Annotated in this window: 22 protein-coding genes and 1 tRNA gene; 6 read left to right on the forward strand and 17 right to left on the reverse strand. The window is 61.3% G+C overall.

The window, feature by feature from the left end; translation table 11 throughout:
* The first annotated feature begins 34 nt into the window (after window positions 1–34).
* On the forward strand, window positions 35–535 hold the full coding sequence (locus RA302_RS20395; protein ID WP_007726289.1) for a nuclear transport factor 2 family protein: 501 nt from the start codon (window positions 35–37) through the stop codon (window positions 533–535).
* Here the strand turns inward: RA302_RS20395 and RA302_RS20400 are convergent.
* Window positions 522–1,304: a DUF1906 domain-containing protein gene (locus RA302_RS20400; protein ID WP_070162368.1), complete on the reverse strand. Its 783-nt coding sequence runs from the start codon at window positions 1,302–1,304 to the stop codon at window positions 522–524. The two genes, RA302_RS20395 and RA302_RS20400, sit on opposite strands and share 14 nt — an antisense overlap.
* Window positions 1,305–2,199: 895 nt before the next feature.
* Here RA302_RS20400 and RA302_RS20405 point away from each other — a divergent pair.
* The gene (locus tag RA302_RS20405) at window positions 2,200–2,430 is read left to right on the forward strand and encodes a PLD nuclease N-terminal domain-containing protein (protein WP_007726301.1); all 231 of its coding nucleotides are present in this window, start codon (window positions 2,200–2,202) and stop codon (window positions 2,428–2,430) included.
* Here RA302_RS20405 and RA302_RS20410 read toward each other — a convergent pair.
* From RA302_RS20410 to RA302_RS20445, 8 genes are all read right to left on the reverse strand, one after another.
* On the reverse strand, window positions 2,418–3,359 hold the full coding sequence (locus tag RA302_RS20410) for an antibiotic biosynthesis monooxygenase (protein ID WP_007726302.1): 942 nt from the start codon (window positions 3,357–3,359) through the stop codon (window positions 2,418–2,420). The genes RA302_RS20405 and RA302_RS20410 overlap by 13 nt on opposite strands.
* A gap of 1 nt (window position 3,360) precedes the next feature.
* Window positions 3,361–4,761, reverse strand: coding sequence for an amidohydrolase family protein (locus tag RA302_RS20415; RefSeq protein ID WP_070162370.1), 1,401 nt, complete (start codon window positions 4,759–4,761; stop codon window positions 3,361–3,363).
* A 69-nt stretch (window positions 4,762–4,830) separates the two neighbouring features.
* Window positions 4,831–5,529, reverse strand: a complete 699-nt coding sequence (locus tag RA302_RS20420) for a CPBP family intramembrane glutamic endopeptidase (protein WP_020908494.1) — start codon at window positions 5,527–5,529, stop codon at window positions 4,831–4,833.
* Between the two features lie 153 nt (window positions 5,530–5,682).
* The gene (locus RA302_RS20425) at window positions 5,683–6,666 is read right to left on the reverse strand and encodes an iron-siderophore ABC transporter substrate-binding protein (protein ID WP_338477744.1); all 984 of its coding nucleotides are present in this window, start codon (window positions 6,664–6,666) and stop codon (window positions 5,683–5,685) included.
* An 88-nt stretch (window positions 6,667–6,754) separates the two neighbouring features.
* Window positions 6,755–7,234, reverse strand: coding sequence for a VOC family protein (locus RA302_RS20430; protein ID WP_050656019.1), 480 nt, complete (start codon window positions 7,232–7,234; stop codon window positions 6,755–6,757).
* Between the two features lie 85 nt (window positions 7,235–7,319).
* On the reverse strand, window positions 7,320–8,306 hold the full coding sequence (locus tag RA302_RS20435; protein ID WP_231782385.1) for an alpha/beta hydrolase family protein: 987 nt from the start codon (window positions 8,304–8,306) through the stop codon (window positions 7,320–7,322).
* Window positions 8,303–9,307, reverse strand: coding sequence for an alpha/beta hydrolase family protein (locus tag RA302_RS20440; protein ID WP_070162377.1), 1,005 nt, complete (start codon window positions 9,305–9,307; stop codon window positions 8,303–8,305). Before RA302_RS20440 ends, RA302_RS20435 begins: the two co-directional genes overlap by 4 nt.
* Window positions 9,308–9,622: 315 nt before the next feature.
* Entirely contained in the window at window positions 9,623–9,748 is a 126-nt protein-coding gene (locus tag RA302_RS20445; RefSeq protein ID WP_019744544.1) for a hypothetical protein, read from the reverse strand.
* 271 nt (window positions 9,749–10,019) lie between these two features.
* Here RA302_RS20445 and RA302_RS20450 point away from each other — a divergent pair, with 271 nt between their 5' ends.
* Together RA302_RS20450 and RA302_RS20455 are read left to right on the forward strand one after the other, a co-directional pair.
* Window positions 10,020–11,141: a winged helix DNA-binding domain-containing protein gene (locus RA302_RS20450; protein WP_070162379.1), complete on the forward strand. Its 1,122-nt coding sequence runs from the start codon at window positions 10,020–10,022 to the stop codon at window positions 11,139–11,141.
* A 114-nt stretch (window positions 11,142–11,255) separates the two neighbouring features.
* Window positions 11,256–12,953: a fumarate hydratase gene (locus RA302_RS20455; RefSeq protein ID WP_070162486.1), complete on the forward strand. Its 1,698-nt coding sequence runs from the start codon at window positions 11,256–11,258 to the stop codon at window positions 12,951–12,953.
* A gap of 60 nt (window positions 12,954–13,013) precedes the next feature.
* Here the strand turns inward: RA302_RS20455 and RA302_RS20460 are convergent, their stop codons facing one another.
* The 7 genes from RA302_RS20460 to RA302_RS20490 all read right to left on the reverse strand — a co-directional run bounded on the left by RA302_RS20460 (window position 13,014) and on the right by RA302_RS20490 (window position 17,668).
* Window positions 13,014–13,364 carry a hypothetical protein gene (locus RA302_RS20460; protein WP_058226011.1) on the reverse strand — a complete coding sequence of 117 codons (351 nt, stop codon included), beginning with the start codon at window positions 13,362–13,364 and terminating at the stop codon, window positions 13,014–13,016.
* A gap of 52 nt (window positions 13,365–13,416) precedes the next feature.
* A complete protein-coding gene (locus RA302_RS20465; protein WP_070162381.1) occupies window positions 13,417–13,980 on the reverse strand; it encodes a mismatch-specific DNA-glycosylase in 564 nt (187 codons plus the stop codon).
* A 20-nt stretch (window positions 13,981–14,000) separates the two neighbouring features.
* Window positions 14,001–15,329 carry a WS/DGAT domain-containing protein gene (locus RA302_RS20470; protein ID WP_070162383.1) on the reverse strand — a complete coding sequence of 443 codons (1,329 nt, stop codon included), beginning with the start codon at window positions 15,327–15,329 and terminating at the stop codon, window positions 14,001–14,003.
* 32 nt (window positions 15,330–15,361) lie between these two features.
* Entirely contained in the window at window positions 15,362–15,838 is a 477-nt protein-coding gene (locus RA302_RS20475) for an SRPBCC family protein (protein ID WP_007726321.1), read from the reverse strand.
* Window positions 15,839–15,913: 75 nt separating this feature from the next.
* Complete coding sequence (locus tag RA302_RS20480; RefSeq protein WP_042448820.1) at window positions 15,914–16,279, reverse strand: VOC family protein; 366 nt, start codon at window positions 16,277–16,279, stop codon at window positions 15,914–15,916.
* Window positions 16,276–16,662, reverse strand: coding sequence for a phage holin family protein (locus RA302_RS20485; protein ID WP_003945275.1), 387 nt, complete (start codon window positions 16,660–16,662; stop codon window positions 16,276–16,278). The genes RA302_RS20480 and RA302_RS20485 overlap by 4 nt, the downstream gene beginning before the upstream one ends.
* 40 nt (window positions 16,663–16,702) lie before the next feature.
* On the reverse strand, window positions 16,703–17,668 hold the full coding sequence (locus tag RA302_RS20490; RefSeq protein WP_037132004.1) for an L-lactate dehydrogenase: 966 nt from the start codon (window positions 17,666–17,668) through the stop codon (window positions 16,703–16,705).
* A 107-nt stretch (window positions 17,669–17,775) separates the two neighbouring features.
* Between RA302_RS20490 and RA302_RS20495 the strand changes: the two genes are divergently transcribed.
* Both RA302_RS20495 and RA302_RS20500 read left to right on the forward strand, forming a co-directional pair.
* The gene (locus tag RA302_RS20495; protein WP_037126338.1) at window positions 17,776–18,618 is read left to right on the forward strand and encodes a PE-PPE domain-containing protein; all 843 of its coding nucleotides are present in this window, start codon (window positions 17,776–17,778) and stop codon (window positions 18,616–18,618) included.
* A 95-nt stretch (window positions 18,619–18,713) separates the two neighbouring features.
* Window positions 18,714–19,778 (forward strand): glycerophosphodiester phosphodiesterase family protein, encoded by a 1,065-nt coding sequence (locus RA302_RS20500; protein WP_042921042.1) that lies wholly within the window; start codon window positions 18,714–18,716, stop codon window positions 19,776–19,778.
* A gap of 296 nt (window positions 19,779–20,074) precedes the next feature.
* On the opposite strand, the gene RA302_RS20505 is transcribed toward RA302_RS20500, so the two are convergent.
* Window positions 20,075–20,150: transfer RNA gene (locus RA302_RS20505), tRNA-His, on the reverse strand.
* Between the last annotated feature and the right edge of the window lie 82 nt (window positions 20,151–20,232).

Below are 20,232 nucleotides of genomic sequence, written 5' to 3' on the forward strand. Positions count from 1 at the left end.
TAATTTGAGGCGACGACTACCCGAGGAGCCTTTCATGACCTGGACACGCACCGAACTCGAAGACGCCTTCGCGGGTTACCAGAACACCGTTGTCGAGTGCACTCGTTCCGGCGATTGGAACGCCTTCGCGGACATGTTCACCGAGGACGTCGTCTACGTGGAACACGCTTTCGGCACCCTCAATGGCCGAGAGGCCGTACGCAAGTGGGTCACTCGCACGATGACGGAGTTCCCGGGGCACCGCATGACCGAATTCCCGGCCAACTGGTTCGTGGTCGACGAGCAGCGCGGATGGATCGTGTGCGAGATCGACAACCCGATGGAGGATCCGGGTGACGGATCCAAGCACGGAGCCGCCAACATCACGATCCTGCATTACGCCGGCAACGGACTGTGGTCTCGCGAGGAAGACGCCTACAACCCGATGAACTTCCTGTCGATGGCAAAAGCATGGTGCCTCGCCGCGGAAGCGGCGGGCACCCTCCCCGACGACGCCAAGGCCTGGCTCGCCAAATTCGGCGCTATGGTGCGATAGATCCTGTCGGCAACGAGGATCCGACCGGCTGAGCCGGACCGACCGCACCGGCCAACGACCACTGCCCGCAGTCCCGAGTGAGGATCGAGTTCAGATCCACGCCGACGCCGTCGACCTTGCGCTTGTCGATCTCGAACTGATGCAGGTTTGCCCGCGGGTGCACATACCCTGCGGGAGAGCCCCAATTGTGCTGCCAGAACCAGGTTCCGACGCCGGCACTGATCATTGCGTCGATCACGCGAGTGTTTCCGTAGACGCCGAGCGCTCCGTTGCCGACAACCGAGGCCCACCCCTCGAGGTACGGCGTGATCAGCGTAGTGATTTCAGTAGTGGTCGGGTTGTCGTCGATCGACGCGTAGATCGGCCGACCGGACGGCCCACCAGCCGCCGCATGTAGTTCGAGGCCACGGGCAGCATGACGCTTGCCCGCTTCGCGGGCCCCGCGCCAGTCCGCCGTTCCGCCCTTGCCGAATTGATAGCAAGAAACGACTTGAAGTCCGGCCGCGGTCAACGCGTCGGTTTCCCGCGCCAGTACGGGCTTGCCGACCATCCAATCGGCGCCCGGGCGCCTGTCCGAGACGTATCGAATGGCGCCCGCATACCCGGCGGCCTTGATTGCCTGAGCGGACGGCACACCGGCGGCGTAATCGAGCAGGGTCCCGAGCGAACCGGCATTGGCCACCGACGTCGTACCGCTCAATGCAGCGAGTCCGGCAGCCGCCGATCCAGCCGCTGCGTACTTGAAGAGGTTTCTTCGCGAGACGTGCACAAAGCTCCGATCATCGGCGTGTCCCGCTCGAAGTGGCGGGCAGGCAAGCTATCTTCTTTCGCTCGCATTCCACCACAGTCACATCATCCCCGCCATGCACTTGGCCAACATGAGCCACATTTGCGACAAATGGGCTCGGTGCCCACTCCACCGCGCAGCTCGACGAAACAGAGAAGTGCCCCCGCGCCACAGGCTCGGGGGCACTTCTTGCTCTGCGGGACTTACTCTGCCGACAGGCCTTCAACGCTTCCGGAGATGAAGTCGAGGAATCCGAAGAGGTCAGCGAAAGCGCCGAGGAAGTCTGAGATGTCGCCGAAACCGATAGTAGGCATTGATATTGCTCCTGTCAGTGATGAACTGTCCGTGATGGCGGGCCACTGGCTGGCTGCCGGGGCTAACACTAGAGCCCTTCCGTTACTTTTACGACACCAAATGTGTCCGGGACGTTACATTTCAGGCCCGCTCGACTGACCTGATATCCACAGGTAACAACCAGTCACGGTGAACAATTTGTCACCATATTGCGCATTCCTGACAAAATTCGAACATGGTTGCCGAGAGCAGTTATCGTGCAGCATCACCGCTGTACCGGTGCGGCAAGAACAGAGGGCTCGACTTCCCCACCCTGAGAGATTCGCCGTCAAAGTCTCTTACTTGCGAATCGATGCCAAATCTCCCCATCCAGGGCACATTGCATCCTGAGCGTGTGCGCAATTTTTCAGCCATAACTTCGGTTAGCGAGATCTTTACGCCGAAAACGACCGTCCCGACGGTCCGCGAGACCGTACCTATCGGTCGTCATGGTGACGCTATTCACACTGATTTGAGGAACTCCCGGCACCGATAACAACCGGATCTCGACACCGATTGGACATTCGAGGGCACAGTGGAGTTCATGAACCTCACAAAGAAGAAGTCCTGGAGTGAGCTGTCACCCGCGCAACGCCGCGTCGTCGCCGTGCTCGCAACGATTCAGTCCCTGTTGGCGATCGCCGCGTGGACAGACCTGGCGCGACGCCCTGCCAATACGGTCAACGGCAGCAAGAAGAAGTGGGCGGCGATCATCTTCGTCAACTTCTTCGGGCCACTCACCTACTTCCGCCGAGGCCGGATTCAGTCGAAGTAGTCCCAGAACTGCAGCCACTTCACCGACGCGAAGAGCGTCAGAGTCACTGCGTACACCGCAATTACCGCCGCGACGCCGCGCCAGTTGGTGCGGGGAACGGCGCCGTCGACCGGGTCCAGCCAATGACGGAACCATCTCGTGACCGTCGGCATCAGGAACCACGTCATGGCGCCGACGCTGACTATCTGGCTCAACCACATCGACAGCCACGGCGGCGCTCCGATCCCGTCGAGCAGCGGCCCGAGAAACCTCGACAGCGTCATCACCGTCGGATAGAGGACGAGCAGGATGATCATCGCCGTCTTCCAATTCGGCGTCGCGCGAGTCTGCCCGTTCTCCGTACGCAGAATGGTGCCGAACGGTGTCGACCGCGTGGTCTCGGTGAAGTCCTCGGCCAACTCGGCCCGCAGTTTCGGTAGTGCTGCGGCCCTCTCGGGCGACGCCATCCACACCGCCAACTGCTGCTCTGTCCGAAACCGAAGGACGGACTTCCACTGGGTGGAGTCGGTGACCGACCGCAACAACATCACCGACTCGTAGCCGGAGAATCGCGAACTGAGATCGATGAGGTGTCGTTGCGTTCGCAGAAACTCGTTCTCCTTACCCACAACGACGGCGTGGTCGTACACACCGATACCGGGCGGCGGCAGCACGCCGTCGATCAGAACGAGATCACTCGTCTGCGCCAGAATTCCCGTTGCAGCAGCTGATCTTTCGAGATCGCGGCGATCAGTCGACTCCAGCCAACGATGAAGATCGTCGGCACTGTCGAAAGTGACGGACACGCCGTGCGACACCGGTTCCGGTTGATCACTGATGCCACAGCTCAGGTAGCCGTCGAATCGACCGGCGGTCTCGGCCGCACGCTCGACCCACGCCCGGAATCCCGAACTCGTTCGGTGGTACCCGGTGATGGCAGTTGCGGACACGTCAGCCCGATATCCGGCGCCCTTGCACGTACACGTGCGCAATCGCGGGCTCGCGCATCGCCATCAGGAGCCCGAAGAGCGTCTGGTCGCGGGCGAGTATCGGATCATCCGAACGCGTTCCGTAGTTGACGAGCCCGGCGAGCGGCGGCCACCCGGACGGATCGATCACCAGGAAGTCGGCCTCTTTGCCCTCGTCGAAGTTGCCGATCCGGTTCTCCATGTCCAGCGCGCGAGCACCGGCGAGTGTTCCGGTGAACAGCAGTTCGGCAGGGTGCATCGACACTCCGTCGTCGCCGGCTTCGGAGATGTGAACCTTGAAGGCGTCGCCGAGGACTCGGGTGAGCAGGCACTCGTCGCCGCCACCGAAGTCCGATCCGATCGCGATGTTGACCCCTGACGCAACGGTTCGTTTCCACGGCATGGTGCCGGAGCCGAGAAACTGCTGGGAAGTAGGGCAATGTGCGATCGAGGTTCCGGTCTCGGCCATTCGTGCGAGTTCGGAGTCCTGGCAGTGCACCGAGTGCGCGAGTATCGCGCGTGGACCCAGGAAGCTCTTTCCGCCGACCTGTGAGCCGGGGAGGAACTTGCCGTCGTACGTGTCGAGATAGGTCTCGACCTCGTACTCGGCGAGTGTGGTCGCCACCTCGCCGGTTCCGGGCCGATTGTTCTCGTTGAGATGACTGTGGAAGTAGACGCCCCGGTCACGGACGGAGTCGTACAACTCCCCCAAGTCCTTCAGCGTCCGTGTTGTCACCGCGAGAGAGAAGCGGGGAACCACTGCGACGTGAATGAGCGCAGTGTTCACGTCGCCGGTGTCGGCCGCGTGCCACTTGTCGATCTCCTCGCGGGTGAGTCTGATCGCGTCCTCTTCCGAGGTGATCAGCGCGGCGGCGGAGGCCGGGCCGGTGGTCTGAATCCCACGTCCGCTGACCACTCGAAGGCCGCGTTTCAGAGTTTCCGAGAACAGGGCGTCCTGCGCGTGCGGGAAGGCCGATCCGAACACCATCGCGGCCGTGGTTCCCGTGGCGATTCGGCGAGCGCAGAAGGCCTCGGCAGCGTGCTGGGCGAATTCCGGATCAGCGAATCGCGATTCGGAGGGAAAGACGCACAGGTCGAGCCACTCGAGGAGTTGGCCGCCGCCGTATGCGTCGCCGGCGTAGGTCTGCGGGAAATGAATGTGTGCATCGACGAATCCGGGCAGCAGGAAACCCGGTCGGTGGTCGTGGGTTTCAGCGCCTTCGAGACCGCTCGGGAGTGATCCGAATTCTCCGCAGTAGACGATCGTTCCGGCATCGTCGATCGCCAAGACGCCGTCGGGGATCGAGACGAGCGACTGCGCCGCATCCTCTACCGTCGGACGACCGGAGATGTGGAAGACATGGCCTCGATGAAGGTGCGTCACTTACTGAGCAAAGCACAAAACTACCCGGCGTCGCGCGGCGAATGCTGTCCTTTTTGTCAGATATTGGGATCAAGCAAGAGTTGCATGCCAAACAAGAGCCGCAGCCAGCGCACCGGCACCGTTCAACGACCAATGCAGAGCAATCGGCGCAATGAGGCTGCCGCTGCGATGACGAAGCCAGGTGAATACGAGACCGGCCGCAGCGGTGGCGAGAACGGCTCCGAGGATGCCGGCGACCTGGCCGACGACTCCGGTACCGAGAAAGCCGGACAGCCCTTCGTTACCGCTGGTCAAACCCATCGACGACGCGATGTGCCACAGTCCGAACATCAGAGAACCGGCAGCGGCGACGCCGCGGAATCCACTGACCCGGTTCAACGTGCCGTGCAGGACGCCACGGAAAGCCAACTCTTCGGGAATGACGGTCTGCAGCGGGATCACGATCATCGACGCGATGATCGCGCCGGAAATAGTGGCGTAGCGATCCGCCATGAAGAAAGGACGTGTGAGCGGAAGCAGGGCGCCGACGGCGACAACGGTCAGCACCAGGCCGACGGCAGCAAGCGCGTACTTCGAACCTCGCCGCAGGTCACGAGGGGACAGCCCCAATTCCGCCCACCCCATTCCCCGGCGCTTGGTGAGCGCCAACAGGACGAGAGCAGAGATGGGTACCGTCGCGATGCTTGCCCAGGCGGTGGTGAAATGCGCGATCAGATTGGTTCCCACCAGCACCACGATCACAACAGCGATATCCACGTATGCATGCATCCGCGGCAAACGAGGAGCGGTCGCTTCGATCTCCACTGGGCCGCCGCTCGTTAGCTGAAAGTTCACTTTTTCCAGTGTACTGACGCACGAGAACTGCCCGCCACTGTTTGCGAACACGCTCACAGTGACGGGCAGGTCCCGAAACAGCTCTGATCAGGCGACGAGCGTGCTCGCAAACTTCGGAACGGCGTTGTCGATTGCGTAGGTCAACCCCGGTACCGAGCCACTCGAGAACGCATCGACGAGTGCCGGGTCATCGAGGATCAACAGATGTCCCTCCTGGGCCGACGGGATTGCGCGCAGTAGCGGATCGTTCGCAAACGCACTGCTGTCGAGGAAGATCGGGAACAGCACGGTCAGGTCGGCGTCGAACAGATTCAGGTTCTCGTTGGCAACCGGGATGTAGAAGTTTCCGGTGGCTTTTTCGGTGATCGCCATCGGGATCGTGAAGCCGAGACGGGTCATGAAGTCTGCGCGTGCGTCGCCGGGTACGTACGCGCCGTAACCGTCGGTACTGTAGGCGCCGACGGCCGCTGTCTTACCCGCAAAACTCGGATTGGCGGCAATTGCAGCGTCGAACTTGGCGTCGAGGCCGGACAGTAGCGCCTTTCCTTCTGCTTCCTTGCCGAGAGCCTTCGCGACGAGTTCGGTCTGCTGCTCGACCGTCGTCCCGTACGCAGTGGACAGACCCGGCGGCGGCCCGACCGTCGGCGCGATGGCGCTGAGCTTGTCGTAGTTGGCCTGCGTGTTGTCGCTTCTCGTCCACAAAATCAGGTCCGGGTCGAGAGCAATGACGTCCTCGATGCTCAGGTCCATGGTTCCGAGGATCTTCGGGTCCGTGGTGAACTCGTCCGCAATCCAGGGTCCGACGCCCTTGCCACCGAACGCCATCCAGTCCGCGACGCCCACTGGTTGAGTGCCCAGAGCGAGTGCCGTCTCGGCGTCCGACCAACCGAGCGCGACGACGCGCTCCGGGTTGGCCGGGACCTCGACGTCACCGAACATGGTCGAGACGGTTGCTCCCGCCTCCGCGGGTGCGTCAGCGCTGTCGCTGCTGCAGCCGGCAAGTCCGGCGACGGCGAGCGAGGCCGCCAAGGCGGTGACTGCAATCTTCATTCGAGAGACTTTGATTCGCATGGTTACCAGCACTCCTCCAACGCTCAGCGAGAATTAGGGAAGGCTAGCATCAGCTAACGAAGGCTGTCGCCCATCGGCCAGATCGTGTTCAGGACGCGTCTGCGGCCCGTTCGAGCTCCGCGATGTCGATCTTCTTCATCTTCATCATCGCGTCCGTGGCGCGTTGCGCCTTGGCCCGATCCGGATCCTTCATCAGTTCGAGAAGGCGATTCGGGACTACCTGCCAGGACAATCCGAACTTGTCCTTGGCCCATCCGCACGGGCCCTCTTCCCCATCCTCGGTCAGCCTGGACCAGTAGTGATCGACCTCAGCCTGATCGACGCACGGAATTTCGAAAGACACTGCTTCCGAGAACGTGAACATCGGCCCGCCGTTCAATCCGGTGAATCGCTGACCGCCGAGTTCGAAGCTGACGGTCATCACCGAGCCTGCCGGCATTCCGGAGGGCGATCCCTCGACGTACCTTTCGATTCCGAGTATCTGCCCGGAACCGAACACCGAGATGTAGAAGTTGGCTGCTTCTTCTGCTTGGTTGTCGAACCACAAACAGGGAGTGATGGAAGGCATGTTCTGTCCTTGTCGGAGAGGTTACGAAACAGGTGTACAGGGTTATAGACCCGACCCGAAACGAAAACTCATCGCCAGGAACTGCTCAAGCGGACAACGCAGATTCGAGCATCGGCCAGGAACGAACGAGTTCGTCGCGCCAGTACGGCCAACCGTGCGTCCCCACCGGCTGAGCGCTGCGGGTGACATCGACTCCGCGATCACGCAACACCTGAGTGATCTGGTCGGTGCACAGGTTCGATCCCAGTTCCATGACCCCGCCAACGACCAATACCCGGCCCAGGGCAGGAGTATCGAGAGTTTCGTGCGGACCTGGTAGTCCCGATCCCGAGGCGAGATACACCTTGGTGCCGCGCAGCTTGTCGGCATTGGCGAAGATGTCGTGCTCTTGCCAAGCCTCACTGCCGGCCGGACCCCACATCTGCTCCGAACGGGCATTTCCGTTGATCACCACAAGATCGGTCAACGCCTTGCCGAATCCCCCGACAGTTGTGTAGCAGCCGCTGTAGCCGGCGACCGCGTCGTACAACCCGGCTGAGCGCTGGGCCAGAATCAGCGCGGCTTCTGCGCCCATCGAAATCCCGCCGATTGCGTTGTGCCCGTTGGTGGCGAACCTCGTGTCGATCAGTGGGGGAAGCTCTTTCGTCAGGAACGTCTCCCACTTCAGACGACCGAATTTCGGGTGGTCTTCCTGCCAATCGGTGTACATGGTGCCGGTTCCACCGATGGGGAGTACGACGTTCACGTTTTTGTCGGCAAAGAACGGGACGATATCGCCGTTAGCCGGAGCCAGCCAGTTGTTCTCTTCGATCTGCCCGGAATTGCCGTCCAGGAGATACAGCGTCCCGCGCGGTTCCGAGCGGTCGGCAGGAAGCAGCACTTTCACCGCCATGGTGCGCCCCATGGCGGGACTCGCGACGTCGAGAAGAACCAAGCGCGAAGACAGTTCGGTGACACTCGTTATCTTCGGGGTCTCGTCGGCGAGCGCGGTCGAGGGCAACGCAAGTAGTGAAATCAAGGCGAGCGCGCCGACGAGAACGACGCTTCGAAGGCTTGCTCGATGGGGCCTCACACGCCGAGCGACGCGGCGATCATCGGCCACGAGTCGTGTAAGTCGTCTTCCCAGTATCCCCATGAATGCGTTCCTGCCGGCTTGAAGTTGTAGCGAATGTTGTTCATACCCAATGCGTTCGTCCTGTCCGCAAGCTGGGTGGTGCAGTAGTGAGTTGCCGCCTCGATTCCGCCACCGAGAACAAGTTGCAACGCCAAATCTGTGACGTCGTTGTCGATCCGCGGATCGGCAAGTGTGTCGTACGGACCCGGAATTCCGGTTGCTGTTGTGATGTACATCGGGATTCGAGGTAGCTTGTCCGCGTTGACAACCGGATCGTGAGCCGGCCAACCCGGACCATGGTACGGACCCCACATGTTTTCCGCGTCACCCCCACCCACGGCGACCACGAGTTTCACGAAGTTCTGCCCGATGCCCGGACTCGTCATCGCGCACCCGCTGAAGGACCCGACACTGTTGTACAGCGCGGGCGCCGCCATAGCCAGATCCAGTACCGACGTGCCTGCCATCGACAGGCCTGCCAGTGCGTTCTCGCCGGTCGTCGCGAACATTGAATCAATGACTGGCGGTAGTTCTTCCGTCAGGAACGTGGTCCACATGTTGACCCCGTTGTTGTTGCCGGATTTCGCGAGGCCGGGGTCCGGCCGCTCCCAATCGGTGTAATAGCTGAATGCTCCACCGAGAGGCGTGACCACGTTGACGTGCTTGTCCGCGAAGAACTTCGGTGCGTCGGTCCGCACCGACCACGTCGCGTCGTCTTTTCCTCCGTCTACTCCGTTGAGTAGGTAGAGCGTCGGAGCAGGCGTCGAAGTATCAGCCGGCCGCAAGACCTGCAACGGAATGTCGCGCCCCATCGACTGTGAGTACACCGAGATGTCGACCAGCCTGCTGTCCGCCGACTGAGCGTGACCCGGTGCGGTGAGGAGCTGGAGCCCACACACTGCCGTGGCCAACGCCACGAAGACACGGAAAACCGTTCGTAACGCACGAGTCTCGATCATCCGGGTCACTCTCTTCCGCAGCGGAACCTTTCGAACGGTACCGCCTGAAACAGGCAAACCCGACGTGATCGGAAATACTCGATCCGGTCGACACGGAAAGGCTCACGCACCGAGTGCGTGAGCCTTTCTCGTCAGACGACGCTTACTTGGGCGTAACCGTGCCGCCGCTGAGCGTGGTCAGTGCGTCGACGAGACGCTGACCGAGGTTGTTGACGCTTCCGATGGCTTCACCGAGAGATCCCATGAGTTTCCTCCTGCAGTTTGTCGAAATTGAAGTAACTACACCCGGAGCGGGCGTGGCAATGTCGCGCTGAATTAGGGGGTGGGGTCCTTGGAGATGGTCTCTACCGATCCCATGAAGGTCTTGAGCAGACCGTCAGCACTGAACAGTGATCCCAGGCCCTGAACAACAGCGCCGAGAATTCCTTCCATTGAACCCATGTGAATCTCCTTGAGAGGTCAGAGGTCAGCTGCCAAAAGCACCCGACAGTGCTGTGACAGCTGCGTCACATCTGTAATGTATCCGTGACGTGGGTAACAGTAATCATACGAACGACCAGTTGGCAAAGGATTCCGACAATGGGGTCATTATTTCGACTAATAAGGTCTGCTACTGAAAAAATTCCGGCCAATCGGTCGAATTTGACCAATTCTGTCGCCGCATTGATCAACCGCCCCAAATCCTGCGGTTACCCACCAGTAAACTGAAATCATGTCTAGCGCAACCTCACTCACGCAGGTAGCTAATTTCCGGTGGCACCGCCATCAACTCGACCGAGCGGTTGCCGGTGACGCCAATCACAGCGATTGCAGCATTCTCGATCTCGGGATTCAGAACACCGGACCTGACGGAGCCGCCTGGGCCCTGCGGATCCGCGGCGTCCGCGTCGACGCCACTGAGCTCGCTCTTGCCTGGACGTTGCGCGGAGCCCCCCACTATTACCGTCGGGGCGACCTGCCTGCCGTCGCCGCCGCCACGTCGCCGTTCAGCGAAGCCGATGCAGCCAAGCGCATTTACGACGCCAATCGGCCCCTGAAGGCCGCCGGCATCCCGACGCTGACTGCCCTGCAAACAGTTGCTGCTGCGATGCGGGACATCGTCTCGAAACCAACCGTCAAGGGCGAGATGTCCGCGCAATTGACCACGCGGGTCACCGAGCCCTATCTGAGATTCTGCCGCCCGTGCAATGCCACTCATCTGTACGAGATGCCGTTCCGGCTCGCGGCACTCCAGGCAGGCCTCGAGCTACAGCCGAACACATCTCCCCCAGTGCTCGAACGCATTCCGGGTTGGCGCCGACGCCCATTCAGCGCCACGGGCGCAGACGCAGATTCCCGCTTCGACGTGATCCGGGGTTATCTGCGGTTCTACGGCCCCGCGACTCCTGCTCACGTCGCGTCGTTTCTCGATGCTCCGGTCAGGGACGTCAAAGCCCACTGGCCAGTCGATGCCGAGGAGATCGAGGTGAACGGCGAGAAGCGGTGGATTCTCGAACAGGACCGCGAAGACTTGTTCGGCTCCCCCACCGATTCGAGAACGCGCTTGCTCGGGCCTTTCGATCCGTATGTACAGCTCAAGGATCGGGAGACCCTGGTTCCCGATCCGACCGCCCAGAAGACGGTGTGGCCGACCCTCGGGCGACCGGGCACGGTGGTGGTCGGTGGCACGATCACCGGATTGTGGCGACCACGAGCAGCCGGAAAGAAGCTGAAGGTCGCGATCACCCCGTGGGGAACGTGGTCACGATCGGCCCGCGCAGCAGTGGCCCAGCAGGCCGAAATACTTGCCGAATTTCGCGGCGTCGAGCTCTCCGAACTGGTCGAAGTATCTTGATCGAGCCAGTGGCATCCGGATAATTCCAGCTCACACCCGCCCCGATTCGGAGAAGGAAACCCCCAACGATAACCTGAATGCGACCTTCGCACGCACCCTTGTTCAGGAGAGATGATGGCCGACTTCCTCTATGAGGACCTGTTGCCGATCGGTGATGACACCACCGAGTACCGATTGCTCACCACCGAAGGGGTGTCGACAGTCGAGGGACCGGACGGCCGCACCTTCCTGCAGGTCGAGCCGGAAGCGATGCGCTTGCTGACCGAAACGGCGCTGCACGACATCTCTCATTACCTGCGCACGGATCACCTGACGCAACTCGCGAGCATCCTCGACGATCCCGAAGCGTCGAACAACGACAAGTTCGTCGCGCTCGATCTGCTCAAGAACGCCAATATCGCCGCTGCCGGCGTTCTGCCGATGTGCCAGGACACCGGAACCGCCATCGTCATGGGCAAGCGTGGACAGCATGTGCTCACCCCCGGCGACGACGAGAAGTCCATTGCCCGCGGTGTCTACGACGCCTACACGCGTCTGAACCTGCGCTACTCGCAGAACGCCCCCATCACGATGTGGGACGAGAAGAACACTGGCAACAACTTGCCCGCGCAGATCGAGCTGTACGCCGATACTGCTGCCGGACATGAGAACTCGTACAAGTTCCTCTTCATGGCCAAGGGCGGCGGAAGCGCCAACAAGTCCTACCTGTACCAGGAAACCAAAGCGATCCTCAATCCCGACTCGATGATGCAGTTCCTCGAGGCGAAGATCCGCTCACTCGGCACCGCGGCCTGCCCGCCGTACCACCTCGCGATCGTCGTCGGCGGTACTTCGGCCGAGTTCGCGATGAAGACGGCGAAGTACGCGTCGGCGCACTATCTCGACGAATTGCCCACCGAAGGCGCCATCACGGGTCGCGGCTTCCGCGATCACGAGCTCGAGAAGAAGGTTTTCGAGCTGACGCAGAAGATCGGTATCGGCGCACAGTTCGGCGGTAAGTACTTCTGCCACGACGTCCGCGTCGTTCGACTCCCCCGCCACGGCGCTTCGTTGCCCGTCGCCATTGCGGTGTCCTGCTCGGCAGATCGACAGGCGAAGGCCAAGATCACCCCGGAGGGCGTGTTCCTGGAACAGCTCGAATTCAACCCGGGCCGTTTCCTGCCCGAGGTCACGGACGCTCAGCTCGACGAAGAGACGGATGGCATTTCGGGTACCGGCAAGGGCGCTGCGGTCAAGATCGATCTGACCAAGCCGATGGCCGAGATCCTGGCCGAGCTCTCCAAGCACCCGGTGAAGACTCGTCTCTCCTTGACCGGTCCGCTCGTCGTGGCACGCGACATCGCGCACGCCAAGATCAAGGAACGCCTCGACGCAGGCGAAGAGATGCCGCAGTACCTCAAGGATCACCCGGTGTACTACGCCGGCCCCGCCAAGACGCCCGACGGCATGGCGTCCGGTTCGTTCGGCCCGACCACGGCCGGCCGTATGGACTCGTACGTCGAGCAGTTCCAGGCCGCCGGTGGCTCGATGATCATGCTCGCCAAGGGAAACCGCTCCAAGCAGGTCACCGACGCCTGCAACTCGCACGGCGGTTTCTACCTCGGATCCATCGGTGGACCGGCCGCTCGCCTGGCGCTCGACTGCATCAAGAAGGTCGACATCCTCGAGTACGCCGAACTGGGAATGGAAGCCGTCTGGAAGATCGACGTCGAGGACTTCCCCGCCTTCATCGTCGTCGACGACAAGGGCAACGACTTCTTTGCGCACACCGGTGAAGTGACCCTGACGATCGGCAAGCGTCCAGGCCTGTAGACACGTCAACAGCAAAGAGCCCCGGCGAGTTTCGATCGCCGGGGCTCTTTTGTGTCTTTGTCAGGTCCAGAGCGCGGCCACGAATACGGTTACGATCGACAACCCGCCGACGACGTGCACCAGATTCGGATTGGGCTGGTCCTTCTTCTGCTTCGCCCGGGTGATCTCGGCAAGCGCCACGATGACCAGCGAAAGCACCAACTTCACAGCGATTTTCGCGTGAATGTAGTTCTTGTCCAGGGCGCCTTCGCCCAACCCGACGATGATCAGGCCGGACACGAACTGCATCCTGGCACCCCACACCATGACCTCGGTGATCGAAGGAGCCTTGAGGACGGTGAAGTAGCTACCGACCAGGGCAGCCATGCCGAGTAGGTGAATCACTACAAAGACGTTGTATAGAACAGACATACAAGCACTTTGACTTGTACCTTGTTCTGGCCGAACGGAACTGCGACTTCTCTCAGAGAATTCCGGCTTCGGATGCGGCGGAACGATATTTCGCTGCCAAGGTGTCCACCGTCTCGTGTGCGTTGAGACCACTGGGATTGGGCACGATCCACAGTTTTGCCCCCTCGAAATCACGGTCCTGACGCCCGGCCTTCGCCTTCTTATCACCGAAAGCTGTTCGATAGGCGGTGATCCCGGCGAAGGCAACGACTATTGGATTGGTTGCGCGCACGATGTTTCGGACCCGAACTCCGCCAGTTGCGAGTTCCTCCGACGTCAATTCATCGGCGCGCGCAGTTGCCCGCACCGCCAAATTGGTGATGCCCACTCCCCGATCGATCAGATGCTGTGTGTCAGCGTCCGACATACCCGCGGAAGGATCGATCGCATGCTCGATTATGCCTGCCCGCAGCAGTGCCGGATAGAACCGATTACCCGGTCTGGCGAAATGCGCGCCGGTCGCCGCCGTCCACAGTCCCGGATTGATACCGACGAACAACAGCCGGCAATCCGGCCCGATCAGATCCTCGATCTCGGCGTCTCGGAACGATTCCAGTTCGGCGCGCGTGAATCCCATGCAGCCAGTACATCAGGCCGTCACGACAGCGCTTCGCGCACCTCGTCGATCGCGTCGTGCATCATCTGCTCGTACACATCGATGTCCGGAATCGAGGCCGGACTGCTGGTGATGCTGATCGTCACAGTGTCCCCGATCCCGTGTACGCCGTGGGTCAACGACATGACCGGCGACAAACTCGGGAAGCCCGCTGTGAACCGAACGACGCCGCCTCCGAGCACCAGATCCGCGTCACCGCGCGCGACACTCGACACCACGGTGTTTCCAGTGACCTCGTCGGGTACTGCCGTGAAATCGTATTGCTGCACGCCCCAACGGACCAGCGGGCCGGGAACAGCGTTCAGCGCGAGATCCGACGCTGCGCTGGATGGATGGGACGCACGTGCGCGACGCTCGTCCATCGACTCCCTGATCAATTGGGCTCGCTCACGAAGATCATCGACTTCCGGGAACAGCCCGACACCTGCATTGCGGAAGTGATTGCGCGCCGTGGGTGTACCTGCCTTGGCGATGGTCACCTCAGCTCCCAATTCGGGCGGTACCGAGCCGTCTCGCTCGGTGAGGTAGTTCGCCATCGCTACCGAGATGGCTGTCATCGCTCCGACTGTGACGGATACGCCGTCGCCACGGAAATCTGCGCTGTCCCGCACGACCATGCGCACCAGTCGGTGCGGTCCGGGAGGGATGTTCGAGCGCACCTTCGGACGGCTCGCCGCCTGCGGCGCAACAACTCCCGATTCGGTGTCCGCCTGCAGCTGTAACTGCGCGCGGTGCCCCGCCCGGCCGTCGCGGAACAGCGAAACAAGTTGGCCCGGAAGGCGCAGGGCGGCGCGGCCCAGAATCTCGGCTGATCCGCTACGCCGCACGTCCGTCTTCTGCTTCGCGGGCGGTTGCGGCGAGAACAGCTGGCGAGCAATCGCCGACGCGCGTTTGCCGTCCGCCAGAGAATGAGCGATCTGCAGAACTGCGATCAGCGCCGGGCCACTGCAGCGCGGCACGCCGGTGACGCCGTGAAACAGGTGCAGCGTCCACGGGGACTCGCGCGGGTCGACGTGGTTCTCGAGTAGTTTCTCGATTCCGTGAATGCACGAGAGCCACGAGCTTTCGGGCAGCTCATGCACTCTCACCAAGGAGGCGTCGACCGGCATGGGCTCCCACACCGGATAGTCGAGGTGCCACGGTGATTCACGAATCCGAACATTGAGATCCGGAATGAGCGACGCTCTTTCGACCACCGAGCGTCGTAGCTCGTCCATGTGCTGGCTCTGCCCGTCGAAACAATAGAGCAGCAGCTGATCGTTCGGGATCTTCTCCGAAATCCAGAAGGTTTGGGCATCGGTGGGCGTCATCCGTAACACCGGGAGACGGTACCACCGGCTTGTCAGCTCTTTTCTGCAGCAGCTTTCAGCTGGGACAGGCCCTTCTCGAAATCCTTTCCGACAAGCTTGTCCATGCTGAAGATGAAACCGAAGATCTTGAAGAACAGATTCTTCTTTCCGGTCATCTTCCACGTCACCTGAACTTCACCGGAATTCGGCGAGATGAGAAACGTGGTGACGTTCTGCGCCTTGAACGGCTTGAGGAAGGCCAGGTCCAAAACTACTCGTTCATTCGGGACGGATTCGGTGATCACCATCGAACCGGAGCCCGCCTTCTTGTTTCCCGCCCAGGCGTACGAAGCCCCGACGCCCGCGTCAGGCCCCGCGTACGTACGCTGCATCGCCGGGTCGAGACCTTCCCACGGCGACCACTGAGTCCACTGATGGAAATCGTTGATCAACGCGAAGACGACCGGTGCTTCTGCCTTGACGATCGTCGTACGTTCTACCAGGAATTCGTTGGAATTCTGCGAAGCCATCGTCGATCTCCAATTCTCGGGCGTGACAAGTGTTCGGAATTATCCACGGTCGACGAGATCGGAGCGAGTCGACACTCAGTCCCGCAGGCACAGGCAGAAATAGTGACCGACCGGGTCGCGGTACACGCGGAAAGTCTGATGCTCCGGAATGTCGGTCACCCGCTGCGCTCCAAGGTTCGTCACCCAAGCCTCGGCGGGGTCGAGAGAATCCACGAACAGATCCAGATGGATCCCGACACCGGAGGTCGGCCAGTCCACCGGAACGAAATCCGGAGCGAGCTGAAACGCGAGCCGCTCCCCGCCGGGTCCTTCGATCACGTGCCAATCATCCTCGTCGCGAACACTTTTCCACTCGAGGACCTGGACGTAGAAGCTGGCCAATGCGGCCGGATCCGGGCAGTCCAGGACTGTGTAGTCCATACCGATGTTCGGGCGCGTCACTGTGCCTTCTTCTCCTGAACTTTTTTACGCACGAACAACAACGGAAGAACCAGCGTCGCAACGGCGGTTACCAGCCACACGACGACGGTTCCCAGAATCCACGTCGAGACACCGGAGATCGACAGATTGGAGAAGAGCGACGCCACCAACAGCGCGACAAATGTCGACACCAATCCGATTCCGCCGAGAAATGCCGGTGCATGGCGCTTTGCCACCGTGGCGATGAACGGCGCCAGGACCGACTGCGCAATCGCAAAGATCACGACCGCAACGATGAACCCGGATGTGGGCGCCGAGAAGCCCGAAAGAATCAACGACGCAACAAGAAGCCCGACAGCGGCAGAACCCAGGAAGATCGCGGCGCGAATCAGGAAGCTGATCATTTGTTGATCCTATATGTCGGATATCGAGGAGAACAGATATTCACAATCCCAGAGATTCCTGCACCTCTCGCAATGTCCGGGCAGAAGATCGGAGCCCCGAAGCCTCTCTTTCCGATAGCGGTACTTCGAGGACTCGGCCGGCACCAGCACGACCAACCATCGTGGGAAGGGACAGGCAAACGTGCTCGAGTCCGTGGACGCCGCTCTGCAAAGTCGACACCGGCAGAACCCGTTGTTCGTCCCGCAACACGACTTCCGCGATGAATGCGCTCGACAATCCGATGGCGAGGTTGGTCGCACCCTTACCCTCGATGATCTCGTAAGCACTCTCGACTACAGACTTCGCTACTTTCGCGCGTAGGTCGGGGCCGAGGACGCCACCCGACGGTCCCACGAACGAGGTTGCCGGCACTCCGCCGATGGTTGCGCTCGACCAGAGCGGAATCTCGGAATCCCCGTGCTCGCCCACGATGAAGGCATGAACGTTCTCCACCGCGACTCCGAGTTCGGTAGCCAGCAGGAATCGCAATCGGGCCGTGTCCAGCACGGTCCCAGATCCGAAAATTCGGCCGCGGTACGACGGTCCCGCGGCCTGGATCGCTGCGTAGGTCGCCACGTCGACCGGGTTGGTGACGAAGAGAAGGACCGCGTCCGGTGACACCGCCAACAGTTGTTCGGTCAGTGTCTGCGCGATCTTGACGTTCACCGCGGCAAGTTCGAGCCGCGACTGACCGGGATGCTGTTTGGCGCCCGCGGTGACGACGACCAAGTCGGATCCCGCGGTGACCGAGATGTCATCGCCTCCGTCGACAGTGCACGGCGGTGTGAACTGGGTGCCGTGGTTGAGATCGAGAACTTCGGCCCGGACCTTTGCGCTGTTGGTGTCGTAGAGGGCGAGCGCGTCGGCCGATCCGCGTATCAGGCACGCATACGCAATTGCGGTGCCGACGCTTCCCGCACCGACAACGGACACTTTTCGTCTGGATGAACGATTCGGCGTCGTCATGGGTAAATGGTGCTCGCTCGATAACGATTTCGCAGTACAACGGATTGCCAGTCTCTTCTCAGGGTTTGGATGCAGACCTCTCAGAATCGACGTGGATGATCGCTGACATGGCTGAGGTAACCGTTCTTGCAGTTGGCGGCACCGGCGAATCCCACGTCGGCGACCACGGCGCCCGTGTGCGCGGACTCCTCAGTGCCGTCACAGACGAACTCGACAGTCGATTCGATTCTCGCTGGGTCGCTTATCCCGCATCGTACGGTCCGGTCGCCGACGGTGGCCTGAGCTTTCGGCACAGCACCGCGATGGGTGTGAAGGCCCTCACCGCCGAAATCGCACAGACAGACGGCCCGGTCATGCTGATCGGATACTCACAGGGATGCACCGTGATCCGCTCGGCTCTTCCGACGCTGAACCGCGCCAACATCATCGGAGTCGGACTGATCTCCGATCCTCAACAACCGGCAGGCGTGATCGAAGGTTGTGAGGGACACGGAGTTGCCGGCGACGGACCCGAGATCCAGCCGTGGATTCCGGTCAAGTGGATCGGGCACCCGCAGGACATGATCTGTAATGCCAGCGACGACAGCTACATTCGCGACATCGCAGACTTGACGCGCTGGATGTCCTTCTCGCAGGCACGCGTGTGGGCAGGAAAGGTTTGGGAACTACTTCGTAGCAATGCTTTCCAGAATGCGCAGAAGACTCGTTTCAGTCCGAAACAGTGGCGTACCGATCTACGACGTATTCGCACCGCGTTCCTCGAAGTACTTGGTTACCTGCCGACGAAGTTGAACCTGAACCGATTTCAGCTCAAGAACCCTCGCGGCGGTAGACACATCAGCTACGCGATCGAACCTCTCGACGAGAGCGGACTGACCGGGTGTGAGCTTCTGGCGTCGTGGATGAAGGTCCACGCGAGCGGCGTCGGGCAGCGCATTCACGCGGCCTGACCTTTACCGTTAGTTTACCTAACGAACCCCGGGGAGCCATTCGACGCCTCTACGTTCCTTTCATGCAACTGAGCAGAATATTGTCGTGTGCCGCCGTGACCGTCGCACTCCCCCTCACCGCCCTGGCGGCCCCGGCCGGCGCATCGCCAACCGGCAGTCTCGACTGGTCCGGTTCGTTCGGTAGTTCAGCACCCCAGCCGGTTTCGACGTTCGACGTCCAAGCCCACCGCGGCGGGCTCGGCCTGTACACGGAAAGCAGCCTGGCCGCGTTCGCGAATGCCCTCGAAATGGGCGTCAGCACACTCGAACTCGATACCCAGATCACCGAGGACGGGATCGCTGTCGTCACGCACGATCGTAAGATCTCGAACAAGAAATGCCTCGACACCGAGCCCGCAACTGCGGGTGACCCGGAGTTCCCGTACGTCGGCAAATTCGTCAACACGCTGAGCCTGCAGCAGATCAAGACCATGGACTGCGGCACTCTCCCCCTTGCCGGATACCCTGAACAGCAGAATGTTCCGGGAGCGAAAATGCAGACGCTCGAAGAAGTGCTTGCCCTGGTGAAGTCGTACAACGCACCCGGAATCAAGCTCAACATCGAGACCAAGGTGGAAGCGGGAGCGCCTCACGAGACCGCCCCGCGTGAGCAGTTCGTCTCTGTAGTCCTCGATACGATCCGGGCAGCCGGATTGTTGGACAGCGTCACCATTCAGAGCTTCGACTGGGGCTCGCTCATGCTCACCCGTCAACTCGCGCCGAGTGTCCCCGTCGTTGCGCTCACAAACGGCGACTTTCTCCAGGTAGGCAAGGACGGAGCGTCACCGTGGCTCGGCGGTCTGGACATCGATGATTTCGGTGGCGACGGCATCGCGGCGGTAGCAACCTTTGGTGCCTCCGCCTACTCCCCCGTCCAAGGAACTCCGCAGGGCGGAAAGGTCGGGGATCCCGGTTTCACCCTCTATCCGACAGCCGACATGATCGCGAGCGCACATGCGCGTGGCATGAAGGTCATCCCGTGGACCGTCGATGATCCCGCCACCATGCACGCCCTGATCGACCTCGGTGTCGACGGGATCATCACCGACTACCCCGATCGTCTCCGAGCCGTTCTGGCCGAGCGAGGCATGCCACTACCTGCACCTGCGGTCAAGAAGTAGCCTCCACCGCGCACCGAAGCAGGTACCTGAACAGGTACTACGGCCGATGTCCCCGGGGTCCCGTCGGCCGCATCCTGGACAGGTACTTGCTCGGGTGATCGGAGGTGAATTCTGATGATGTCTTTGAAGGATCAGTTGGACAACTGCGAATACCTACTTGCCGACGCGGAAATGGCGGGTGACTGGAATGCGGTCCGGCGATTCAGGGAATACCGGCTCAGGCTCGTTCGACAACTGTGCAGGCAAAGGGCCGCCGGCCTCTGCGCCTAGAGGCCCGACCTCAACCGTATCTGAGCTGGTCCCTCTGGGCGGTTACGATCCGCCGTCGCCCGAGTCACAGTCGGGTGCTCTCACCAATTGAGCTACAGAAGGTATGGCCCGCAGTGCTTTTCGACTGCGATCTTTCTCTGCCGAACCATACGGGCCCGCATCTCTTCCGCGCCACTGATTTTCG

This window comes from Rhodococcus sp. DN22 (assembly GCF_036669995.1).
Classification (GTDB): Bacteria; Actinomycetota; Actinomycetes; order Mycobacteriales; family Mycobacteriaceae; genus Rhodococcus_F; species Rhodococcus_F erythropolis.